This window comes from Bizionia sediminis, from assembly GCF_042684585.1.
Lineage (GTDB): Bacteria > Bacteroidota > Bacteroidia > Flavobacteriales > Flavobacteriaceae > Algorimicrobium > Algorimicrobium sediminis.
Genome location: NZ_JBHULS010000003.1, coordinates 1 through 19,208 on the forward strand (window position 1 = coordinate 1; position 19,208 = coordinate 19,208).

The window sequence follows — 19,208 nt, forward strand, 5'->3', positions numbered from 1 at the left end:
TCCTGCAAAGCTTTTTGTTACTTTTTTTTGAAAATGTTTTTTAAACCGTTTTCAACTTCTAATAACCCGCTTGTCAAAGATCCTAACGCATCATTTCTATACCCTGCGTTAGCGGCTGCAAATATGACACCTTTTTTTGCTTCCTACAAAGCTTTTTTAATAATTTTTTACCACAATATTCAAGCGTTTTGAATTACAGACCGTTAGCGTCGTGTTTACCGCCTTACCCGCTGTTCATTTCGTGGGGTTGCTTGGAGAAAACACGCATTTCCTACATGAAGAAATTCCAAACTACGCCAAATCTAAGTGCAAAATCTCTGTAAGGATAATTTGGAGCTGCATAATAATTGTAGCCAGTCCAAGCGGAATTAAGGTGCTCTGCTTTTAAATAAATTCGGGTTTGACTTATTTTAGCATTCACAAAAAAGTCTATTCTTGGAAAATTTCCATATTGCCGGTTGTTTTGAACATAAAATTCTGCCAACAGCGGATCGTAAGCATCCATATAATAATCGGTAAAATAACTAAATGTAACACCGGTTTGTAAAAATAATGCTTTCTTAAAAAACCTATTGGTATACAACAAGGTGTTTCTGGTAGTAAACTTCGGTAGGTTTAAAATAGCGTTGTTGTCCTGCACGTGTTGATACATCATGGTATTTTGAAGCGAAAAACGTTTTAGAAAATTAAAGCCTTTTTCCCACTTCACCTTAATATATTGAATGGAATTACTGGTTTGGAACGGTTTTACAGAACCGGTGTCATCTTTTCTGAAGTAAGCGTAATCAATTATATTAGTTACATTGGCTGAAACGTTGCCAAATAATCTAGATGTAACATACAACTCCAATTGCTGGGTATCTACGTTATTAAAGCTAGTTTGCCAATTGTAATTTTTGTAGGTGCTTTGATACAGCAAAAAGTTATAATTAGGGGCACTGGAATTATGACTGGCCGTGGCACCAACCTGTAGGTTATTATTTACTTTGAAGGAGGCGTCTGCTTCTAAATAATTACCATTAAAGTCGCCAAGCACATTTAAACCGGCTTTTGCCCGCAGCTGAAATCCTTTAATAGTTTTTTCGTATTGTCCATTTACCGAAACCACGTCACCTTTTAGTCGGTTAGTAATTAATTGGTTATTAATAAGCGTTACCCTGTCGTAGCCGTAGTTGTAGTTGGTATACCCCAAATTCACATTTACTGCACCCAATAGGTGGTTACTATATTGCAAACCAACTTGGCTGTAAAAGTTTTCTAAAGTTACCCGATCTCTTAAGTTAACAGTTTGAAAAGCATTTCCAAAATAATCGTTTTGCCTGTCTTGATTGTATTCGTAGTACTTATCTTCAAAAGAAATTATATGGTTTATGCCGATATTATTTTTGGACAACGAATCGGTTTCTTTCGTAAGGTGGTATGTATGGTCTAGATGAAACCGCTTACCTTTTAAAATGTTTTCAGCATCTTCAAAATTAACAGCTAACACGGCCCGATCCAGAAACTCGGGGTTTCCAGATTCAAAAAAAGGCACATTATCATCGCGGATACCCCCATTTTCTTGGTTTAACAAATCTTGCATTACCACATGCGCATTTAAAAAATAACGGTTGTTTTTGGTTTTATAACTTGTAGTAAACCTAAAATTACCGGTACTGGTAAGAATATGCTGATATTTGCCCAAACTGCGTAAACCTTTATAAGCAATTGAGAAATTGAATTGTTTTGAGGTGTTTACCGTAAAAAACGCGTCTAATTGTTGCCCTTGTTTAAAGGCTGTTTTATAGTATAACTCTGTAAATGGTGTAGGCACATGGTAATAATTTATGTCTGCTATTTCCATGTAGTTATAATGCCTTGCCCGAGCTCCAAAAAGCGGCATTAAGGTATTTTTTTGGTAGTTAAAACTTAAGGCGTTGTAGGTTTGGCCTACATTTGAAAAGGGAAGCAACTCAAAATTATCTCGGCGTAAATAATTAAATTTATATTCCTTGAAGATGGTTAAGGTAGTATCTACATAAGTGGTGTCGTTTTCTGGAGAAATAATTAGGTACTGCTCTATTTTAGCATCTAAATTTTTAATATCGTCTATGCGCGTACTTTCAGACGATTTGTTGTTAAATTGGTTGGGGTTTTCCGAATTTATATCTCTGTTTGTATTGGCTCGTTCAATGCGCGGCTTGGTTTGGCCACTCACCAAATTAACACAAAGCACTAAAAAAATGGTTAAAATTATTTTACTCATAATTATTTTTTCGACCTTGCAAATGTATATACAATTTATAATACAGTCATTATATAAAGAAGTATTAATATGCTAAAATTACAGTATTCCAAGTTTACCTTAGAATGTGGCACCGATGAAGCTGGCCGTGGTTGCTTGGCTGGACCTGTTACTGCTGCAGCTGTTATTTTACCTTCACACTTTAATAATGCCATTCTTAACGATTCCAAACAACTTTCTGCTAACAAACGAAATCATTTAAAAAATATTATTACCCAGGAGGCTGTAGGTTTTGGTTTCGCTCATATTTATCCGGATGAAATAGATCGCATTAATATTTTGAATGCCTCTATACTAGCTATGCACCAGGCCATTACAGCGTTACCAATTAAACCCGAATTTATAATTGTAGATGGTAATAAATTTAAACCCTGTGCAAACATTCCTTACGAGACCATAATTAAAGGGGATGCTAAATTTTTAAATATTGCAGCGGCATCTGTTTTAGCTAAAACTTACAGAGATGCCTATATGGAAAAAATACACGAGGAGTTTCCCATGTATAATTGGAAACAAAACAAAGGCTACCCTACCAAAGAACACCGCGAAGCTATTAAGCTTTATGGCCCCACAAAATATCACAGAACCTCCTTTAAACTCCTTCCGGAGCAGTTAAAAATGAACTTGTAAGTTGGTCTTTATTCGTTTTATAGCTATAAATTATTTATGTAGGTTTGTATAAATTATGGCACTCATGAAAAACATTTGGTTTTTAAGTATTTTAAGCGTCCTTTTACTAGCCTGTAATAGTTCCAAAAAGAAAGCGCAACTAGCAGATTATTTAAGTAACGACGCTAGTGTTATTGTAAAAGTTAATAACATGGCTAGTTTAAAAAGCAATATAAGCAATAACGCTTTTTTACAGACGTTAGAAAGCGCCAAAAATTACCAAACGCTTTTAGAAAAATTAGATGTTTTAAATTATCTAAAAACAGAGGAAGAGCTCTTTCTTTCGTTGTTTGAAACTCCGGACGACGTAGCGTTTTCAGTAGCTACAAAACTAACACCAAACTTGTTTCATATAGACAGTGTACCAAATATTAACAGTGCTAACAAGTCTAAAGCTTCTAAAAATATTATGCGTACTACCATTGCCAATAATACTTTTTATTACGCGGTACGAGACAGCGTTTTTATAGGCGCTTCAGCTAAACATATTTTAGATAACATCCTTAATTCCAAATCGGTTCATCCTAATATAAAAACACTTATAAAAGCTTCTGGACCAGACAATCAGCTTTCTGTGTTTGTAAACAAAAAACAGGACAAGGCTTTACAAGCGCTACTAATAAATACAGAAATTGCTACCGAACTTCTTACGGATTATATGTTTTTGGATATAGATGTAGACCAAAATGCTTTAAAATTAAACGGGGTGGTTAAATCGGCCGATTCCAGCCTAAAATTAATAGACGTTTTTAAAAACACGAAACCACAGGAAAATAGGCTTGCAACGGTAACTCCCGCAAATAGCGATGGCTTTTTGAGTCTTACATTTCAAAATTACGCCGAATTTCACAAAAACTTAAAACCCTTTAAATCGCCAGATTCTTCTAGCAACAAAGTGCTTCTGGATAATGTTATAGAAGCCGGTGTTATATACGAGGGCTCCAACCGTGCGGTGGTATTACATTCTTTAGATATGTATATTACTAAAGATGCCTTATTAAACGATCAAGACATGATTGAAACCTTTCGGGAAATTCCTATTTATAGCTTCAGCAGGCCGGAATTTTTTGTAGAGAGTTTTTTCCCATTTATTAGCTTCAACCAAGCTAATATGTATTGTATTCTTGACAATTTTATTGTTTTTTCAGATAATACCGACTTTTTACACACCATAATAGCTAGTTACAAAAACCAAACGACCTTTAGCAACCGTAGTCCATATACAGATTTGCAAGCCCATTTTAGCGATGAAGCCTCATTATTAAGTGTGGTAAATCCGGATAAGTTAGAAGCCTTGCTTCACAAAAACCTAAACGACAGCGTGCCTCTAAAACTTGATGCCTTTAAGGCCAGTGGTATTCAGTTTGTTTACGACACCAATTTTGCACACGTACATGCCGTTGTACAAAAAGCAAAAGTACGTGCCGTGGAGAATGCTGTTACCGAAATGGCCTCGGTTACGCTAGATAATCCCCTACTAAACACGCCGCAATTAGTTACCAACCACATTACTAAAGAAAAAGAAATAGTGGTACAAGATGTTAAGAACAACTTGTATTTAATATCGAATAGCGGCAAAATACTTTGGAAGAAACAGCTTAACAATCCAATTTTGGGCCAGATTTCGCAGATTGACATGTATAAAAACGGCCGTTTGCAATTAGCTTTTTCAACAAGTAACGCGGTGTATGTTTTAGACAGAAATGGCAAAGATGTAAAACCATTTCCTGTAAAACTAAACGATGCCATTACGCAACCCCTTGCGGTTTTTGATTACGACAATACTAAAAATTATCGTTTAGTGGTAACCCAAAACAAACAATTGTTAATGTTAGATGCCAAAGGTAAATCGGTTAAAGGCTTTAGCTTTAACAACACAAGTGGCAGTATAATACACCAACCTCAACATATTCGTATTGGTAGAAAAGATTATATTGTTGTTAAAACAGCCAATAAATTATATATTCTGAATCGAGTTGGTAAACCACGGGTTACACCAAAATCGCAACAAACATATTCTGCAGAGGCGGTGTATTTATACCAAGGTAACTTTGCCACGACAACCAAGGACGGCAATTTTGTAACAATAGACCAGAGTGGAAATACCGCCATTCAAAACCTAAATCTAACCGAGCAACATGGTTTAGTTACAACTAGTAAAACACGGGTTACGCTGTCCGAAAATAAGTTGAGCATAAAAGGAAATACATACGAGTTAGATTACGGAAATTACAGCAAACCAGTTATTTTTTATTTACAGGATAAAATTTATGTATCTGTTACGGACAAGCAAACGCAGAAAGTATTTTTATTTGATAGTAATGCCAACCTTTTAAATAATTTTCCTGTATATGGCACATCTGCCATTGATATGGCCAATATGGATAAAGGAAAAAATTTAGAATTTGTTACAAGCGGCGGTACCGACACTATTTTAATTTACGAAATAAACTAACTTAAAACCAAACACTTGCAGTAAAAAAGTCGCTTTTTATACTATTAATTTCTTAAAAAGGTTAACTTTATAAAATACATTCCATTAAGAAGGTTAAAATCCATTAATATGTATCATTATGCGAAAACCCATTTTAACGTTACTTCCCATGGCACTGTTTTTATTTACGATAGTTAGTTGTGAAACTGGCAAAAAAACAGAAAGCTCTAAAATTGTACTAACCACTGAAAATAATGTTTATGAAGGCGATTTGTACCAATTGTATTTAGAAGACAAAATTTTATTTACAAAGGCTCAATTAGACATTACAAGCGATTTTTTAGAAACAGAGCCCAACAATGAGAAATTACTAGCCGAACTTGAAACACTTAAAAGTGATTTAAACGCCTTAAAAAAGAATATTGAAATTCAAAACCAGCAAGATGCCTTAATAGGCAAACTGCCCCGAGTTCCGCGTGTACCGCCTGTGCCACCACAACCCTGCTTGGCTGGTGCTTGCATACCTACTGCGGTTTCATTTATAACCATCTCCAATGATATCCAACGTATTGTGGTGAAGATTACAGATTTGGAAACAAAAGAAATAATTGCCTCGGCTTCAATAAGTAAACCGTCACCACTACCCCAGTATGAGAATTTAGTTACGGCAACTGCTATTGATTTAAAGGAATTTACTGGTGCTGTAATTATAGACATTCAACGAACCAATACCGATAATGAAACCATTAGTTACAGCCTAAATGGTAACATCTATTAGTATAGTGGTGTAGAATAAAAAATAAAACAATCTTAAATAACTTGAATTTGGAATAAGTTATAACAGAAACAAAATCTGATAGTTCTAGATACCGCAAACCGCTCTTTTACGGCTTCATAAAAGAGTTATGTGTTTTATACTAGAAAATGATATGCTTTCCATAACATTGTAAAAATTTTTACTTTTTTACGGATTGAATAATACTATGTTAAAGCTTTTAGTAACTTTACTAAAAGCTTTTTTTATGCGTAACATTCTAACAGTCATTTTAGTATCCATATTCACGTCGAGTATTTTAGCGCAGGAAAACAATCATTTAAACGCTTTAAATTATAACTTTGATAAAGTGTATGAACATTATTATACCAACACCGATTCGGCGCTATATTATTTAAAGAAAGTTAAAGAACAAGCCCGCTCATACAATGAAATAGACTATTTTATTGAAGCTTTAATAACTGAAAATTGGGCAGCTAACGCTACATACAATTTAGCCTTAATGCGTAAAACCCTAAAACAATTTGATTCTGTTTTAATTAAAAACGCTGTTTACATAAAAACGCTGGACCAAGGTAACTACTACCAAGCCGCCTATCAGTACTCCAACGCATTGTATGCTTATGAGCTTGCAGATTTCAAAAAAGCATTAATCAATTTTAAATTTCTCATAAGTACTATTGAAGCTATCCCTGACTTTGAAAGCCATACCGATATTTTTAATTTATATATAACAGCTCATAATTTTATTGCTAAAATTTATACTATTGAGCAGCAGTATAAACTTGCCAAACAATATTATGATGAAAGCTTAAGAAACATAAAATCCAACCCAGAAACAAATAAGGCTTTAGCTAGTAGTATTTATATTCTGCTTTCCGAAATACATGAAAAAGAAGGCAACTTTGAACAGGCAAACGCATCTATATTAAAAAACATACCGTACCATACATTGGTTTCAAAAAATAGCAATCGTATTATTTCGTCTTACCAGGGAGTTGTTAACAATCATATTAATCTTAAACAACTGGACAGCGCCAAATTTTATGTTCAGCTAATGAAAGCAAACCTAACTCCTAAACATGCGTTTAGACATAAGTACCACGAAGCTAAAGCTAAAATTTTTGAAGCTGAAAACTCGTATTCACAAGCAGAAAAAGAACTTATAGCTGCTTTAAACCTCATAAAACAGAAATGGCAAGATGAAACGCATACAGATGTTGCAAAAGCTTATAACGCCATTGGCTTGTTACATGCTAAATTTAATAACCCCAAGGCCGCCTTGGAAAATTACAATTTAGCCTTAAAACAGCTATCTAAAAACAATACGAACACAAGTATAAATCAAACTGTTGTTTTGAAAATTTTAAAAAACAAAACGCAAATTTTAAATGTGTTAGAAAATTATTCAGAAAGTCTATTAACGGCAAATAATGCCATGGAAACTTTAGACTTTTTAAAACCTACCTTTAAAAATAATTCAGATAAACTCTTTTTAATGGCTGATGCCTTTCCTGTTTTCGAGTCGGCACTAGAGGCTAACTTTGAATTACACAAAAAAACCAAGCAAGACAGTCTTATTGATCATGCTTTTTATGCTTCCGAAAAAAGTAAAAGTGTGCTTTTAATGGAAGCGCTTTTAAGCACAAAAGCGACTGATTTTGCTAATATTCCCAAAAAAATTATTGAACAAGAACAGATATTACGATCGCAAATTACGCATTTAGAAAAGCTTTTAAATACATCTGAAAACACCGATTTAGAATCTGAATTATTCGAAACTAATACTAGTTATCGCGAATTGATAACGACTATTGAAACTAATTATAAAACCTATTACGATTTAAAATACAATTCTGAAGTCATCACTTTATCAGAATTACAGCGGTTCTTAAAACCAGATACCGCGCTAATATCCTATTTTTATGGTAATGATGCCATTTACAGTATCGTTATTACTAAAAAAAGCAAATCCCTACATCAATTAAAACGAGATGCACAAGTAGACGAACGTATTATTTCTGTTTACAATATGTTAAACAACCCGAAATCAGACATACATGAACTAAATAATAAATCGTTTCAAGTATATTCTCAATTAGTAGCGCCAAGTCTTGATGCTATTTCAGAAAAAAACATCATTATTATAACAGATGGGTTACTAAATTATCTGCCATTTTCTGGTCTATCTACAACTGGCGCTGCAAAATATTTGGTAGCGAATCGTGCTATTAGTTATGTTAATTCGGCAACTTTACTCCAACAGCTTTCCTATAAAAAACCTCTTAACACAAATGTATTAGCCTTTGCTCCTAGTTTTGATGGCCCCAATTCTAATAACTTACTAGCCTTGCCTAATAACAAAAAGGAGGCTACAAATATTCTAAATTATTTTAGTGGAAAAACCTTAACAGATAATCAGGCAACGCTACAAAACTTTAATAAAATTAGTGCTGATTATGGTATATTACATTTTGCCACGCATGCTATTTTAGATGATAAAAACCCCGAATACTCCTATTTGGCCTTTCAGCCGGACAGCACAAACAATTTATTATATGTAAGCGACTTGTATAATTTAAATACCAACACCAGTTTAGTGACATTAAGTGCTTGCGAAAGTGGTTTAGGCGACTTAAAACGCGGTGAAGGTTTTATAAGTTTAGCACGCGGCTTTTATTTTAGTGGTGCTAAAAGTATAGCTAGTACCTTGTGGAAAATTAACGATGGTTCATCCTTGAAAATCATGGATGTATTTTACAAAAACCTATCGGAAGGCGCGGATAAAAACACGGCTTTACAAAAAGCACAAGTTTCCTTTATTCATGCTAATAATCAAAATGCCTTATCGCACCCGTATTATTGGTCGGGTTTTGTTATCTCTGGAAATATGCAGGCTATTCAAACTACCCATAATTGGATTTGGTATACCTCCGGTATTATTAGCTTATTAGCCCTGTATTATTTATTTATAACCTTCAGAAAATCTAATTAAGCTTGTCTAGCAGCAGTTTGGCTTTTGCTTGATTATAACTATAATTAGCTATTAATTCCTCAAGATATATTTTGGCCTGCTTGCCATCCTTTTCCTTTATAGCTATTAAGGCTAAATACCATAAAGATTCAGGAACAAAACTCGAGTTGTTACCCTTAACAATTTGTGTTAACAAGGCTTTAGCCTCATTGGTATTTTCCAAACCTAAATAAGCTTGAGCCTTATAAAATGGTATATAGTTTTGTGCTGTGGTTTCTGAAATAGCATTAAATTTATCAATAGCTATTTCAAAATTTTGTGTTTCATAAGCCACAAAAGCCTCGCGCTCTGTAGTGTTTACATCATTGCCTCTAGTAATGGTGTAAACCGTGTTCGGATATTCACTAAAATTAGCCTTATATAAATTAGAATAATTGGTTCCAAAAAATGCGTTATAGCCAAACCAGCCAACCATTAAAACAATGGAAGCTGCAACGGCTAAATATGTATAATTAAAAGATGTGCTTTTTTGTGAGTTTATAGTGCGCTCAAAATCTTGTAATTTTGCTTTTAATTTATCAGACTCATGGCTTTTTATTGCTTTTTTCAAGCTACTTTCATATTCAAATTCTGCCTTAAACGCAGCATCCGTTTCTAGTAATTTTTTAAAAACGATCTCTTGTTCTGCCGATAAGCTTTTAGAAAAATAGAGATATAATAAATCTTGATTAGTCATTGCTATTAATACGTTCTTTAAGGGTTTTCATACAGCGCGATTTGGCACTTTTTACCACATTTTCACTGGTATATTGGCTAGTGGCTATTATATCTTTAATGGTATAGCCCCGGTAATAAAATAAGGTTAACAATTCTTGGCATTTTTTACCTAATGTGGCAAAATGTTTCTTCAGCAACACTTGTTCTGTGGTTAAATCGTCCGGATCTAAATCAAACGAAGCATCCATGAGGGCGTCCCGTTCTCTTATAAGTGACAAATCGAAATCGGGATTTATAGTCTTATTATTTTTTCGCATTTTATCAAAAATTAAATACTTCCCAATGCTAAATAAATAGGTAGAAATCGAACTTGTAAATTCGGTTACTTTTCCTTCCATCACGTTATTATAAAAAACAATGTAGGCATCTTGATACATGTCAATAGCATCATCTTCCGATAGATTATACTTTCTAGCAAAATTTAAAAACTTGGCTCTATTATCTTCATAAATATGTTTGAACAACGTATCCGAGCCCTGCTTTAATTCTGTAATTGTAATGTGCTTTTGAGCGCTTTGCATTTAATAGTTTGAAGTTACGAAGGTTAACACACTTTTGCTAATTTAACTTTTTTTGTGAAAAGAAACTTACTATTCACCAAATTCTGTTTTCATTTTCTTTTTTCGTCTTTCTCATGTTAACCCATGTAGTACTAACACCATTAATAGAAGTCCAAAATTATATTTTAAAAACGTAAAATAGAATACAAACATGTGTTTTATGATTTGAATTAGTCTTCAAGGTAAAAAGTCAGAAAAGAAATTTCTGGCTTTTTAAGCCTCAGATTATTAACCTTTTCAATAAAAAATCATAAAACAGGCAATTAATAAGTAATACCTAAAAAATTATGAAAAATTTACTTCAAATAGCTATCAATGAATTCGGTGTAAAGGAAATTATAGGACCAAAACATAACGACCGCATAATAAAATATGCTCACGATTCTAAATTTACATGGATTAATGATGATGAAACCCCGTGGTGCAGCACGTTTATGAATTGGGTTGCACTAGAAGCTGGATTACAAAACTCAAAATCTGCAGCAGCCCGATCATGGCTGAATGTAGGTTTCGAAACACAAAATCCGGAACCTGGAGATGTTGTGGTGTTTTGGAGAGAGCACATTAATTCAAAACTAGGTCATGTTGGTATTTATTTAGGATACTCTAAAGATCAATCCAGAATATATGTATTAGGAGGCAATCAAGATAATGCCGTTTCTATCTCTGCTTATCCTGCCAACCGCCTATTATCTTTTAGAAGGTTAACTAACTCTAATTCCGTTAGTTTACCTACGCCACCTTTACAAAATGGTAGCAGAGGCCCTCAAGTTATTGCCATACAAAATGCACTTAAAATTTTGGGCTACAATCCTGGAACTTCTGATGGTATTTTTGGTGATAAAACACAACAAGCACTGGAGCAGTTACAAACAACAGACCAACATGTAAAAATTACCGGGATTTATAATACTGAAACCAAAAATTTAATGGAAGGTCTATTAGCAAATAAGGATTAATTAATAAACTAAAAAAGCAAGAAATCATGGCAAAACAAACAGACACATCAAAAGAAAGACAAGTATTACCAAATGTACTTATGAATTCCGTACTGGGTAAACTTTACGATATTTTAACAAGTGGCGATACTGTTGCTCCAAAATCTAAAGATAACTATTTAGCATGGCTATCTGTTGGAGTCCCCTATCCTAAAGAGGAATTAGAATTTCTATCTACTGGTTTTACCGGTATTTACAGAGAGCCTGAACCGTTAAAAGAGGGCGGTGAACCTGTTGAAAGAACAGAAAAAACCCCCGAAGAAATTCAACAATTATTAGCTGGCGATGTGACTAGAAAATATATGCAAGCAGAAAACTTATCGCGTTTATTAGACCTAATTCCAGATACATCTGGCGTTAAAGGTGATGTAACCATGAATGTTTGGAATCCAGAAAACACGCTATCTCAAGCCTATAGACATATTTTGAAATTTAGCCAAGTTGCTAATTTTGAACCCGATGAAAAAACCAAGAAAAAAATTCAACGCTTAAGAGGTTTATTACAGGAAACCAAAATTAAAAAGAATATTGTTACAGAAGAGGATGAAGAGGTTTTACAAGAAACCGCTCTCGTAAAAAAATACAATGAGAAACTCCAAAATTATTTAAATGAAGCGTTAGAATATAATGCGCATCGCGTAAATGCGTTAGCTGCAAAAGACCCTGCTGCTGTTCACTATTGGAGCATAAACGCTTCTATATTAAGAAGCAAAGTTATGGCTGCAAAAAACGATTGGATAACTAACGGCTTTAAAGAAGAATATGACCAAATTGCCGCTTTTATAGCACAAGTTGAAGGCCGTAGTATGCTTACTCTAAAACAGCAATACGTTGATGACATGGAAAAAGCGAGACTAACTAGTCCATCTTCTGGTTCTGATTTCTATTATGCGTCTTTAATTCCTGGTGGATTTGCAGAAACAGATAATGGCTGGACAGAATTTTCATTCGGTAGCAGCGATTTTAAATCTAATTATGCATTCGATTCTGAAAAAGGACATGTTGGTGCCAGAGCTGGGTTCTTTGGTTTTGGCGCTTCAGCAAAAGGAAGTCATGAAAAGAGAACTATAAATAAAACAATTGATACCTCAAGTTTTAAATTAAGCTTTAAAATATGTCAAACAATGATTAACAGACCTTGGCTTAACCCCAACTTTATAACTAGTAAATATTGGCGATTTGATGTAAACAATTCCCAATTTAAAAACAATATGGTATCAGACGGTAAAACGCCACCACAAGGCATGATTCCCGCTTATACAACCACTGCCATTTTTATTAAAGATTTAGAATTAAAATTTAGTAAAAATAATAGTGAATTCATGGACGAGATGTCCAAAACAAGCGGAAAAGGGCGTGTTGGTTGGGGACCGTTTAGATTAAGTGGAAGCTACGAAAACAATCATAAAGAACGCGATATGGAAGTATCAAGAGAAGGGCAAGGCATTAAAGTAAAAGGTATGCAATTAATTGGTTTTAAATGCCACATGCTTCCTAAATCTCCCGATGCCCAACCTGACGTTAAAGAGTGGGTATAATTTTTAAAACACGTAAGAATGTCACAACTAGCAACCATTTTTGAAAAAATAAAAGAGGATTTTTTTACGAATCATTTAGATGAAGGTAACAGAGAAAATTTCGAATTAATTTTCTCTCCCTTTTCTACGGGATTTACCAACGATGATTTCTTATTTCTAGATTCGGCAACAGCATCTAGCTCTGCGGATTCTGCAAGAAAATATCAAGACGAATTGTATGAGTTTTTTCAAATAGCCAATACCATTCCGTTAGAGGCCAACTTTTGGACTATTTCTGGCGACAAAAACGACTATTTATCAAGTAAATACAAGACTATAATTGAAGGACTAAAGTTTATAGACATTGACACGTTAAAAATAGATATGCTATACGAGCATCCTGTTTTTAATCAGGCTTTAAACGCCATTAACAGCGAGCAACAAAAAACGTACACCACATTTTACAATTTAAAATCTAAACTAAACAATACCATTAACACGCTGAAAAGTTCCATTAATGAGACCAACAAAGCTATTGTTGAATTAGAAATTAAAATGATTCAGGAAAACGTTGATAAACTGAATGAAAAATGGATATCTAACGGGTTTAAAAATGACATTGAAACTAAAATTTTAAATATTATTAAAGATGAGTTTAAAAGGTTTATGTTGCTCTTTAACGAGTCTAAAGCCAAATTATTAACCCTAAAAAGAGAACATCTAACAAGCGGTTCCGACTATTATATTACGTCATGCTCTCCAAATAACCTTTATAAATCTGATGCATTAGATTGGAAAAAAATGACAATTAATCCAGCCGAATTGGAGTCCTTATTTAGTAAGGTTAATATAAAAAGCTACCAGTCGGTTTTTGGAAACTCCCCACTTTCCCAATTAGATCTAGAATCGGTTCAATTTGAGCTCATATTCGTAAATGTAGAAAGAGCTTGGTACGAGGAGCAAATTATTAAATCCCCTTTCTGGGATATCAATCTATTAAATAAAGACCAAATATCTATTCCAAAAATAACTTCCAAACTCATTTTTGTTAGGCGTGTAAACTTGAAGGTAAAAAAGAATGCCAATAATAATAGGCTCTTAATTGAAAAAGCTTCAGCCAAAAATTTAGGTCCCTTTATGATTAATATGAGCAACTACAAAATGGGACAATCGCTAAAATTAAAAGCCATTAATACCTCATTGCATATAGATAGAAAAGTGGTTATGAATGTTAGTTCCAAAATAAACAAAAAAAAGGAGGACCGAGCTGTTAAAAATATAGTAAATCAAAAACAACAACAATTTATAAGTTTAGCACCTCATCTAAAAAAACAATTTATTGCAAAGGAGACTATCAAAATCGCTGCATTAACTAAACCTATGAGTCTTCAGTTTACAGCAACCCCTCTTATTAGTCCAATAAATACTGTAAACTGTAAATTTACTTTTATAGATGCACACTCCCGAGAAGCTATGATAGTTACTCCTGAAAAAATCAAAATTCACTATAACAAAAAACCCCTAAACGTTTTAATAAAACCAGAGGGTAAAGCGCTAAAAACAGTTTTAACAGGCAACACGTTTTATAGATTATTTATTGAAGAAGACGCCATTATAAAACCTGTAGTTTTCGATTTTAAAACAACTAAAGTAAATTCTTCTAAAAATAATTTTATCATAAAAGTAACTAAAAAAGAAATTACAGAGGAAGAAGAAATAGACAACTCATTTCAGCTAATAGGCGTTATTGCCAAAACTTTAGAAGACTTTCCAAATCCAATAAAAAAAGCCACTTATTTTTAATTATAAAGACAGAAATATCGCAGAATCTGGTTTAAAAATGATAACCAACTACCCTAAAACATCCCTTAAAATTAGCTTTAATAGGAAAGCATGTAATACATACTATTAAACCAATATTACAATTAGTTACTTTTTTTTTAACACAGATGTTAACCTTATAAAGCCTGGAACATTAATACTCTCACAATTAATAATCAATTAACCTTAAAATTATGAAAACACATTCAAAAACAAAATTTGTAATTCTAGCGCTATTAGTAGCCTTTAGTTTTTCTTGTTCACCAGAGGATGGAGCTACAGGACCTCAAGGACCACCGGGTGCAGACGGTACAAACGGTACAAACGGTGCAGATGGTGCAGACGGCACCAATGGCGCAGATGGCGCAGATGGCAACGCCAATGTGCAAACCTTTATATTTGATACCTCAGCAGAGTCGGGCAGCCTTATAGTTTTAATGGTTCCTGAAATTACACAAGACGTTTTAGATAATGATGTTATTTTATCGTATTTCAAACCGGCTAATTCAAGTTTGTATTACCCAATGCCAGGAGGTGGATATTCAGCGCGTTATATTACCAGACCTTATTATAGGGTTGGGCAATTTTATATTTCATTTCATAATTGGGACGGAACAGACTATAGTTTACCAGTAGGCGATATATTAGAAATGAAAATAATCCTTATAGAGTCTTCTAGCAATAAACCCGGAGAAGCTAACCAAGGAAAACAAAAAATCTATAATGAATTACGACAAGCTGGAGTAGACATTAACGATTATCAAGCGGTTTCTGATTATTACGGTTTAGCCCATTAAATAACTTAACACGCTACAAACACTCTAAATCCGAAGTTAAAAGCTTCGGATTTTTTTATGCCTTTTGCCCCTAAATGATTAGTATTGTACTCCTAATTTCAAGACTATGATTTCACGCAAAAACGCCTCTATTTCCAAGTGTATTATTCACAAAGTAGGTAATAAACACAACAATACTAAAAATGCCTTTTCCGAAAACGAAGTTGTTTTTGATGAGGCTAGTTATGAACTCATGCTACCCTTCTTATTACGCCCATTTACCTCGGCGGTGCAATCCTACCGATTTAATCATCATGCAGACATTTCATTAAACGAAATTAACACTTACAGTCAGCAGCTATTTGCAGACGAAGCCAATTTTATCGACATTTCAAAGCATGTAGTTAAGCATTTGTATGAGCAATCCAATTCTGCACAAATAAAAACAGGCGATGTTCTAGTTGTTTTATTTGAAGGCATAACCTACAACGAAATAACCACCAATGCCATAGGCATATTTAAAATTGAAAATAAAGTAAACTTTTTTCAAACCTATTTAGAAAACAACAGTTACGATGTTTTAGTGCAAAAAGGTATTAGTAGTAAAAAAGTAGATAAAGGCTGCCTAATTTTAAACCAAAGCGACACCGAAGGACGTATTGTTTTTAGTGCAGACAACAATAATTACGATACCCAATATTGGATTAACCATTTTTTAAACATAAAATATGCCGACGATGCCAATAGCCACACCCAGCAGTATATTGAGCTATGCAAAGGATTTTCTGAAGATATTTTAAAACCATCCTATGGCAACCAAGAACAAAATTCGTTTTTGGCCAAAACCATCGATTTTTTCAAGGACCATGAAACAGTGCATGTAGAAACTTTTAAAGAAGAACTATTTGAAGAAGACAAGCACAAAACCCTTTTTGACGACTACAAAAAAACGTTTGAAGGTGAAAAAGATCTTGTAATTCGCAATCAGTTTGATGTAGCCGAATTGGTGGTAAACAAAGAAAAAAAGAAAATTAAAACCGACATTAAGCTAGACACGCACATACAAATTAAACTTGATATAGACGCCCCAGACGCCTCTTCGGAATACCTTGAGCGTGGTTACGACGATGACAAGAAAATGTTTTATTACAAAGTGTTTTTTAATTCCGAAGGCTAATTTGTGTTTTACCCAGTAAAACGCGTACTTTGATTAGAACAAAAACCGCTGCCTTAATGCGTGCCGTAAAAACATACGAATAAGTAGATAACTCCCAGGACCATATTAGTTTTGGTATTTCTAAAATGGAAGATATTTACCTACGCCGAAACGCCCAAACAGACGAGCCGCACAGACATAACTATTATACCGTATTAGTTGTAAAAAGCGCCAAAGGTTTTCATAAAATAGATTTTAACACTTACAATTTATCCAAACATCAAATATTTTTTGTGGCCCCAGGCCAAGTGCATCAGGTTATAGAAACTGAAAAACCATCGGGATTTGTAATGACGTTTTCAAATCAGTTTTTAGTAGAAAATACCATTCCACTGTCTTTTGTGGAAAGCTTAAATTTGTTTCAAAATTATGGCCAAAGTCCGCCATTATCCCCTGGTGCAAACGAATTTGAAACCATAGAACAGTTTACCCATCAAATTTTTCAGCTTTTTCAAGGGAATGCCCATATGAAATTTGCATCTATTGGCGCTTTTTTAAAACTACTACTAATTGCCTGTAACAACATTTGCGCCATAAACCCTATCGAATCCGATGTGGATACCACAGGCACCAATCTTATCCGACAGTTTAAATTAGCCGTAAATACACACTACAAAAAAGAGCATAGCACATCGTTTTACGCCAGTTTACTATTTATTAGTCCAGATCATTTAAACCGGACTTTTAAAGCCAAAACAGGTAAAACCGCTAAAGAGTATATACAAGCCAGAATAATTACCGAAGCCAAACGCCTACTTTACTTTACCAATTTAACGAACAAAGAAATTGGCTATACATTAGGCTTTAATGAACCTGGAAATTTTAGCGCTTTTTTTAAAAAACACACCGCAGTTTCGCCTTCTAAATTCAAAAAAACAGAAGTTACAAGTAAGTAATTTCAAGGACATCGGATTTTTATACGTTTCTGTCCTATTTTCATATTCCCCATGTTTCCAATCTGTTGCATCTTTGCACTGTACAATTACATATGCTTAATAAAGCATTTTTAACCAATAGCGCTTTTAGTACGGATTTGTTTCTTACTATTGAAACAACCAACAAAAAGCTAAAATTATAATTATTATGAAAACTATAATACATAAAGCCAATACCCGGGGTGCAGCTAATCATGGTTGGTTACAATCCTATCACACTTTTAGTTTTGCAAATTATTACAATCCAGAACGTATGAATTTTGGTGTGCTTCGTGTGTTAAATGACGATCGTGTTCAAGGCGGCATGGGTTTTGGTACCCACCCGCACGATAATATGGAAATTATTTCCATTCCCTTGGAGGGCGATTTAGAGCATCAAGACAGCATGGGCAACATTACTGTTATTAAAGAAGGTGATGTACAAGCTATGAGTGCCGGAACTGGAGTTACCCATTCCGAGAAAAACAAAAACAACGATAAGGAGGTGAAGTTTCTTCAAATTTGGATATTTCCTAATAAAAAGAATGTTACTCCTAAATACGATCAAATATCCATTAAGGATTTAGAAAAACCCAACGCACTGTATCAAGTGGTATCTCCTAATAAAAACGATCAAGGTGTTTGGATTCACCAAGATGCCTGGTTTCATTTAGGAAATTTCAGCAAAGGGCATTCCGAAACCTATACGTTTAAAAAAGAAGGCAACGGCGTTTATGCATTTGTTTTAGAAGGTGAAGTAACCATAAATAACACGGTGCTATCCAAACGAGATGGCCTAGGTATCTGGGAAACTAATGCCATAACTATTTTGGCAAACGAAAACGCCAAACTATTGCTAATGGAAGTACCAATGAGTATGTAAGTAAACCCACTTGAAAACTTAAAAAATTATATAAATAACCCTTAAAATTAATAACCCTTAAAATTTAAAACAATGAGTAATAACACAAACTGGTCTATAGACAACGCACACTCTGAAATTGCTTTTAAAGTAAAGCATATGATGATTTCAACAGTAACAGGACACTTTGAAGATTTTCAAGCAACCGCTCAAACAGATGACGATGATTTTAACAATGCTTCATTTTCATTTAGCGCAAAAACAGCCTCTATAAACACTAAAAATAAAGATAGAGATGCGCATTTAAAGTCGGATGATTTCTTCAATTCTGAAGCCTATCCAGAAATGAGTTTTGTTTCAAAATCTTTTAATGGAAGTGAATTAATTGGCGATTTAACCATTAAGGATGTTACCAAGCAAGTAACTTTAAATGCCGATTTTAATGGTGTTGCAGTAGACCCATACGGACAAACAAAAGCTGGTTTTGAAATTTCAGGTGAGATTAACCGAAAAGATTTTAATTTAACTTGGAGTGCCGTTACCGAAGCTGGTAGCATTGTGGTATCGGATAAAGTAAAATTAGTTGTAGATGTGCAATTTATCAAGCAATCTTAAAGTATACTAAACAACA

General features: G+C 33.9%; 15 protein-coding genes. 12 read left to right on the forward strand and 3 right to left on the reverse strand.

All coding sequences use genetic code 11. The features are described from left to right. Nucleotides 1–271: 271 nt before the first annotated feature. The gene (locus ACFSQP_RS08000; RefSeq protein WP_376893214.1) at nt 272–2,245 is read right to left on the reverse strand and encodes a putative porin; all 1,974 of its coding nucleotides are present in this window, start codon (nt 2,243–2,245) and stop codon (nt 272–274) included. Nucleotides 2,246–2,314: 69 nt separating this feature from the next. Here ACFSQP_RS08000 and ACFSQP_RS08005 point away from each other — a divergent pair, with 69 nt between their 5' ends. From ACFSQP_RS08005 to ACFSQP_RS08020, 4 genes are all read left to right on the forward strand, one after another. Beyond that, complete coding sequence (locus ACFSQP_RS08005; RefSeq protein ID WP_376893216.1) at nt 2,315–2,914, forward strand: ribonuclease HII; 600 nt, start codon at nt 2,315–2,317, stop codon at nt 2,912–2,914. A gap of 64 nt (nt 2,915–2,978) precedes the next feature. After that, nucleotides 2,979–5,408: a ribonuclease HII gene (locus tag ACFSQP_RS08010; protein WP_376893218.1), complete on the forward strand. Its 2,430-nt coding sequence runs from the start codon at nt 2,979–2,981 to the stop codon at nt 5,406–5,408. 118 nt (nt 5,409–5,526) lie between these two features. Continuing rightward, nucleotides 5,527–6,165, forward strand: a complete 639-nt coding sequence (locus ACFSQP_RS08015) for a hypothetical protein (RefSeq protein WP_376893220.1) — start codon at nt 5,527–5,529, stop codon at nt 6,163–6,165. A 244-nt stretch (nt 6,166–6,409) separates the two neighbouring features. Further along, a complete protein-coding gene (locus ACFSQP_RS08020; protein WP_376893222.1) occupies nt 6,410–9,157 on the forward strand; it encodes a CHAT domain-containing protein in 2,748 nt (915 codons plus the stop codon). On the opposite strand, the gene ACFSQP_RS08025 is transcribed toward ACFSQP_RS08020, so the two are convergent. Together ACFSQP_RS08025 and ACFSQP_RS08030 are read right to left on the reverse strand one after the other, a co-directional pair. Continuing rightward, nucleotides 9,150–9,872 (reverse strand): tetratricopeptide repeat protein, encoded by a 723-nt coding sequence (locus tag ACFSQP_RS08025; protein WP_376893224.1) that lies wholly within the window; start codon nt 9,870–9,872, stop codon nt 9,150–9,152. The genes ACFSQP_RS08020 and ACFSQP_RS08025 overlap by 8 nt on opposite strands. Continuing rightward, a complete protein-coding gene (locus ACFSQP_RS08030; protein ID WP_376893226.1) occupies nt 9,865–10,434 on the reverse strand; it encodes an RNA polymerase sigma factor in 570 nt (189 codons plus the stop codon). The genes ACFSQP_RS08025 and ACFSQP_RS08030 overlap by 8 nt, the downstream gene beginning before the upstream one ends. Nucleotides 10,435–10,760: 326 nt before the next feature. On the opposite strand from ACFSQP_RS08030, the gene ACFSQP_RS08035 reads away from it, so the two are divergent. From ACFSQP_RS08035 to ACFSQP_RS08070, 8 genes are all read left to right on the forward strand, one after another. Then, nucleotides 10,761–11,432 carry a C40 family peptidase gene (locus tag ACFSQP_RS08035; protein WP_376893228.1) on the forward strand — a complete coding sequence of 224 codons (672 nt, stop codon included), beginning with the start codon at nt 10,761–10,763 and terminating at the stop codon, nt 11,430–11,432. A gap of 26 nt (nt 11,433–11,458) precedes the next feature. Further along, on the forward strand, nt 11,459–13,009 hold the full coding sequence (locus ACFSQP_RS08040; protein ID WP_376893231.1) for a hypothetical protein: 1,551 nt from the start codon (nt 11,459–11,461) through the stop codon (nt 13,007–13,009). 18 nt (nt 13,010–13,027) lie between these two features. Continuing rightward, nucleotides 13,028–14,791 carry a hypothetical protein gene (locus ACFSQP_RS08045; RefSeq protein ID WP_376893233.1) on the forward strand — a complete coding sequence of 588 codons (1,764 nt, stop codon included), beginning with the start codon at nt 13,028–13,030 and terminating at the stop codon, nt 14,789–14,791. 212 nt (nt 14,792–15,003) lie between these two features. Then, on the forward strand, nt 15,004–15,606 hold the full coding sequence (locus ACFSQP_RS08050) for a collagen-like triple helix repeat-containing protein (protein WP_376893235.1): 603 nt from the start codon (nt 15,004–15,006) through the stop codon (nt 15,604–15,606). A gap of 106 nt (nt 15,607–15,712) precedes the next feature. Continuing rightward, nucleotides 15,713–16,762: a nucleoid-associated protein gene (locus ACFSQP_RS08055; protein ID WP_376893237.1), complete on the forward strand. Its 1,050-nt coding sequence runs from the start codon at nt 15,713–15,715 to the stop codon at nt 16,760–16,762. 125 nt (nt 16,763–16,887) lie between these two features. Then, a complete protein-coding gene (locus ACFSQP_RS08060; protein WP_376893239.1) occupies nt 16,888–17,697 on the forward strand; it encodes an AraC family transcriptional regulator in 810 nt (269 codons plus the stop codon). Between the two features lie 187 nt (nt 17,698–17,884). Next, a complete protein-coding gene (locus tag ACFSQP_RS08065; RefSeq protein WP_376893241.1) occupies nt 17,885–18,598 on the forward strand; it encodes a pirin family protein in 714 nt (237 codons plus the stop codon). 72 nt (nt 18,599–18,670) lie between these two features. After that, on the forward strand, nt 18,671–19,192 hold the full coding sequence (locus ACFSQP_RS08070) for a YceI family protein (RefSeq protein ID WP_376893243.1): 522 nt from the start codon (nt 18,671–18,673) through the stop codon (nt 19,190–19,192). Nucleotides 19,193–19,208: the final 16 nt, after the last annotated feature.

Bases quoted from the DNA above. Each gene is read 5' to 3' on its own strand.
- ACFSQP_RS08050 (WP_376893235.1), top strand. From the start codon at position 15,004: ATGAAAACACATTCAAAAACAAAATTTGTAATTCTAGCGCTATTAGTA.
- ACFSQP_RS08015 (WP_376893220.1), top strand. From the start codon at position 5,527: ATGCGAAAACCCATTTTAACGTTACTTCCCATGGCACTGTTTTTATTT.
- ACFSQP_RS08010 (WP_376893218.1), top strand. From the start codon at position 2,979: ATGAAAAACATTTGGTTTTTAAGTATTTTAAGCGTCCTTTTACTAGCC.
- ACFSQP_RS08060 (WP_376893239.1), top strand. From the start codon at position 16,888: ATGGAAGATATTTACCTACGCCGAAACGCCCAAACAGACGAGCCGCAC.
- ACFSQP_RS08005 (WP_376893216.1), top strand. From the start codon at position 2,315: ATGCTAAAATTACAGTATTCCAAGTTTACCTTAGAATGTGGCACCGAT.
- ACFSQP_RS08055 (WP_376893237.1), top strand. From the start codon at position 15,713: ATGATTTCACGCAAAAACGCCTCTATTTCCAAGTGTATTATTCACAAA.
- ACFSQP_RS08000 (WP_376893214.1), bottom strand. From the start codon at position 2,245: ATGAGTAAAATAATTTTAACCATTTTTTTAGTGCTTTGTGTTAATTTG.
- ACFSQP_RS08070 (WP_376893243.1), top strand. From the start codon at position 18,671: ATGAGTAATAACACAAACTGGTCTATAGACAACGCACACTCTGAAATT.
- ACFSQP_RS08035 (WP_376893228.1), top strand. From the start codon at position 10,761: ATGAAAAATTTACTTCAAATAGCTATCAATGAATTCGGTGTAAAGGAA.
- ACFSQP_RS08020 (WP_376893222.1), top strand. From the start codon at position 6,410: ATGCGTAACATTCTAACAGTCATTTTAGTATCCATATTCACGTCGAGT.
- ACFSQP_RS08025 (WP_376893224.1), bottom strand. From the start codon at position 9,872: ATGACTAATCAAGATTTATTATATCTCTATTTTTCTAAAAGCTTATCG.
- ACFSQP_RS08045 (WP_376893233.1), top strand. From the start codon at position 13,028: ATGTCACAACTAGCAACCATTTTTGAAAAAATAAAAGAGGATTTTTTT.
- ACFSQP_RS08040 (WP_376893231.1), top strand. From the start codon at position 11,459: ATGGCAAAACAAACAGACACATCAAAAGAAAGACAAGTATTACCAAAT.
- ACFSQP_RS08065 (WP_376893241.1), top strand. From the start codon at position 17,885: ATGAAAACTATAATACATAAAGCCAATACCCGGGGTGCAGCTAATCAT.
- ACFSQP_RS08030 (WP_376893226.1), bottom strand. From the start codon at position 10,434: ATGCAAAGCGCTCAAAAGCACATTACAATTACAGAATTAAAGCAGGGC.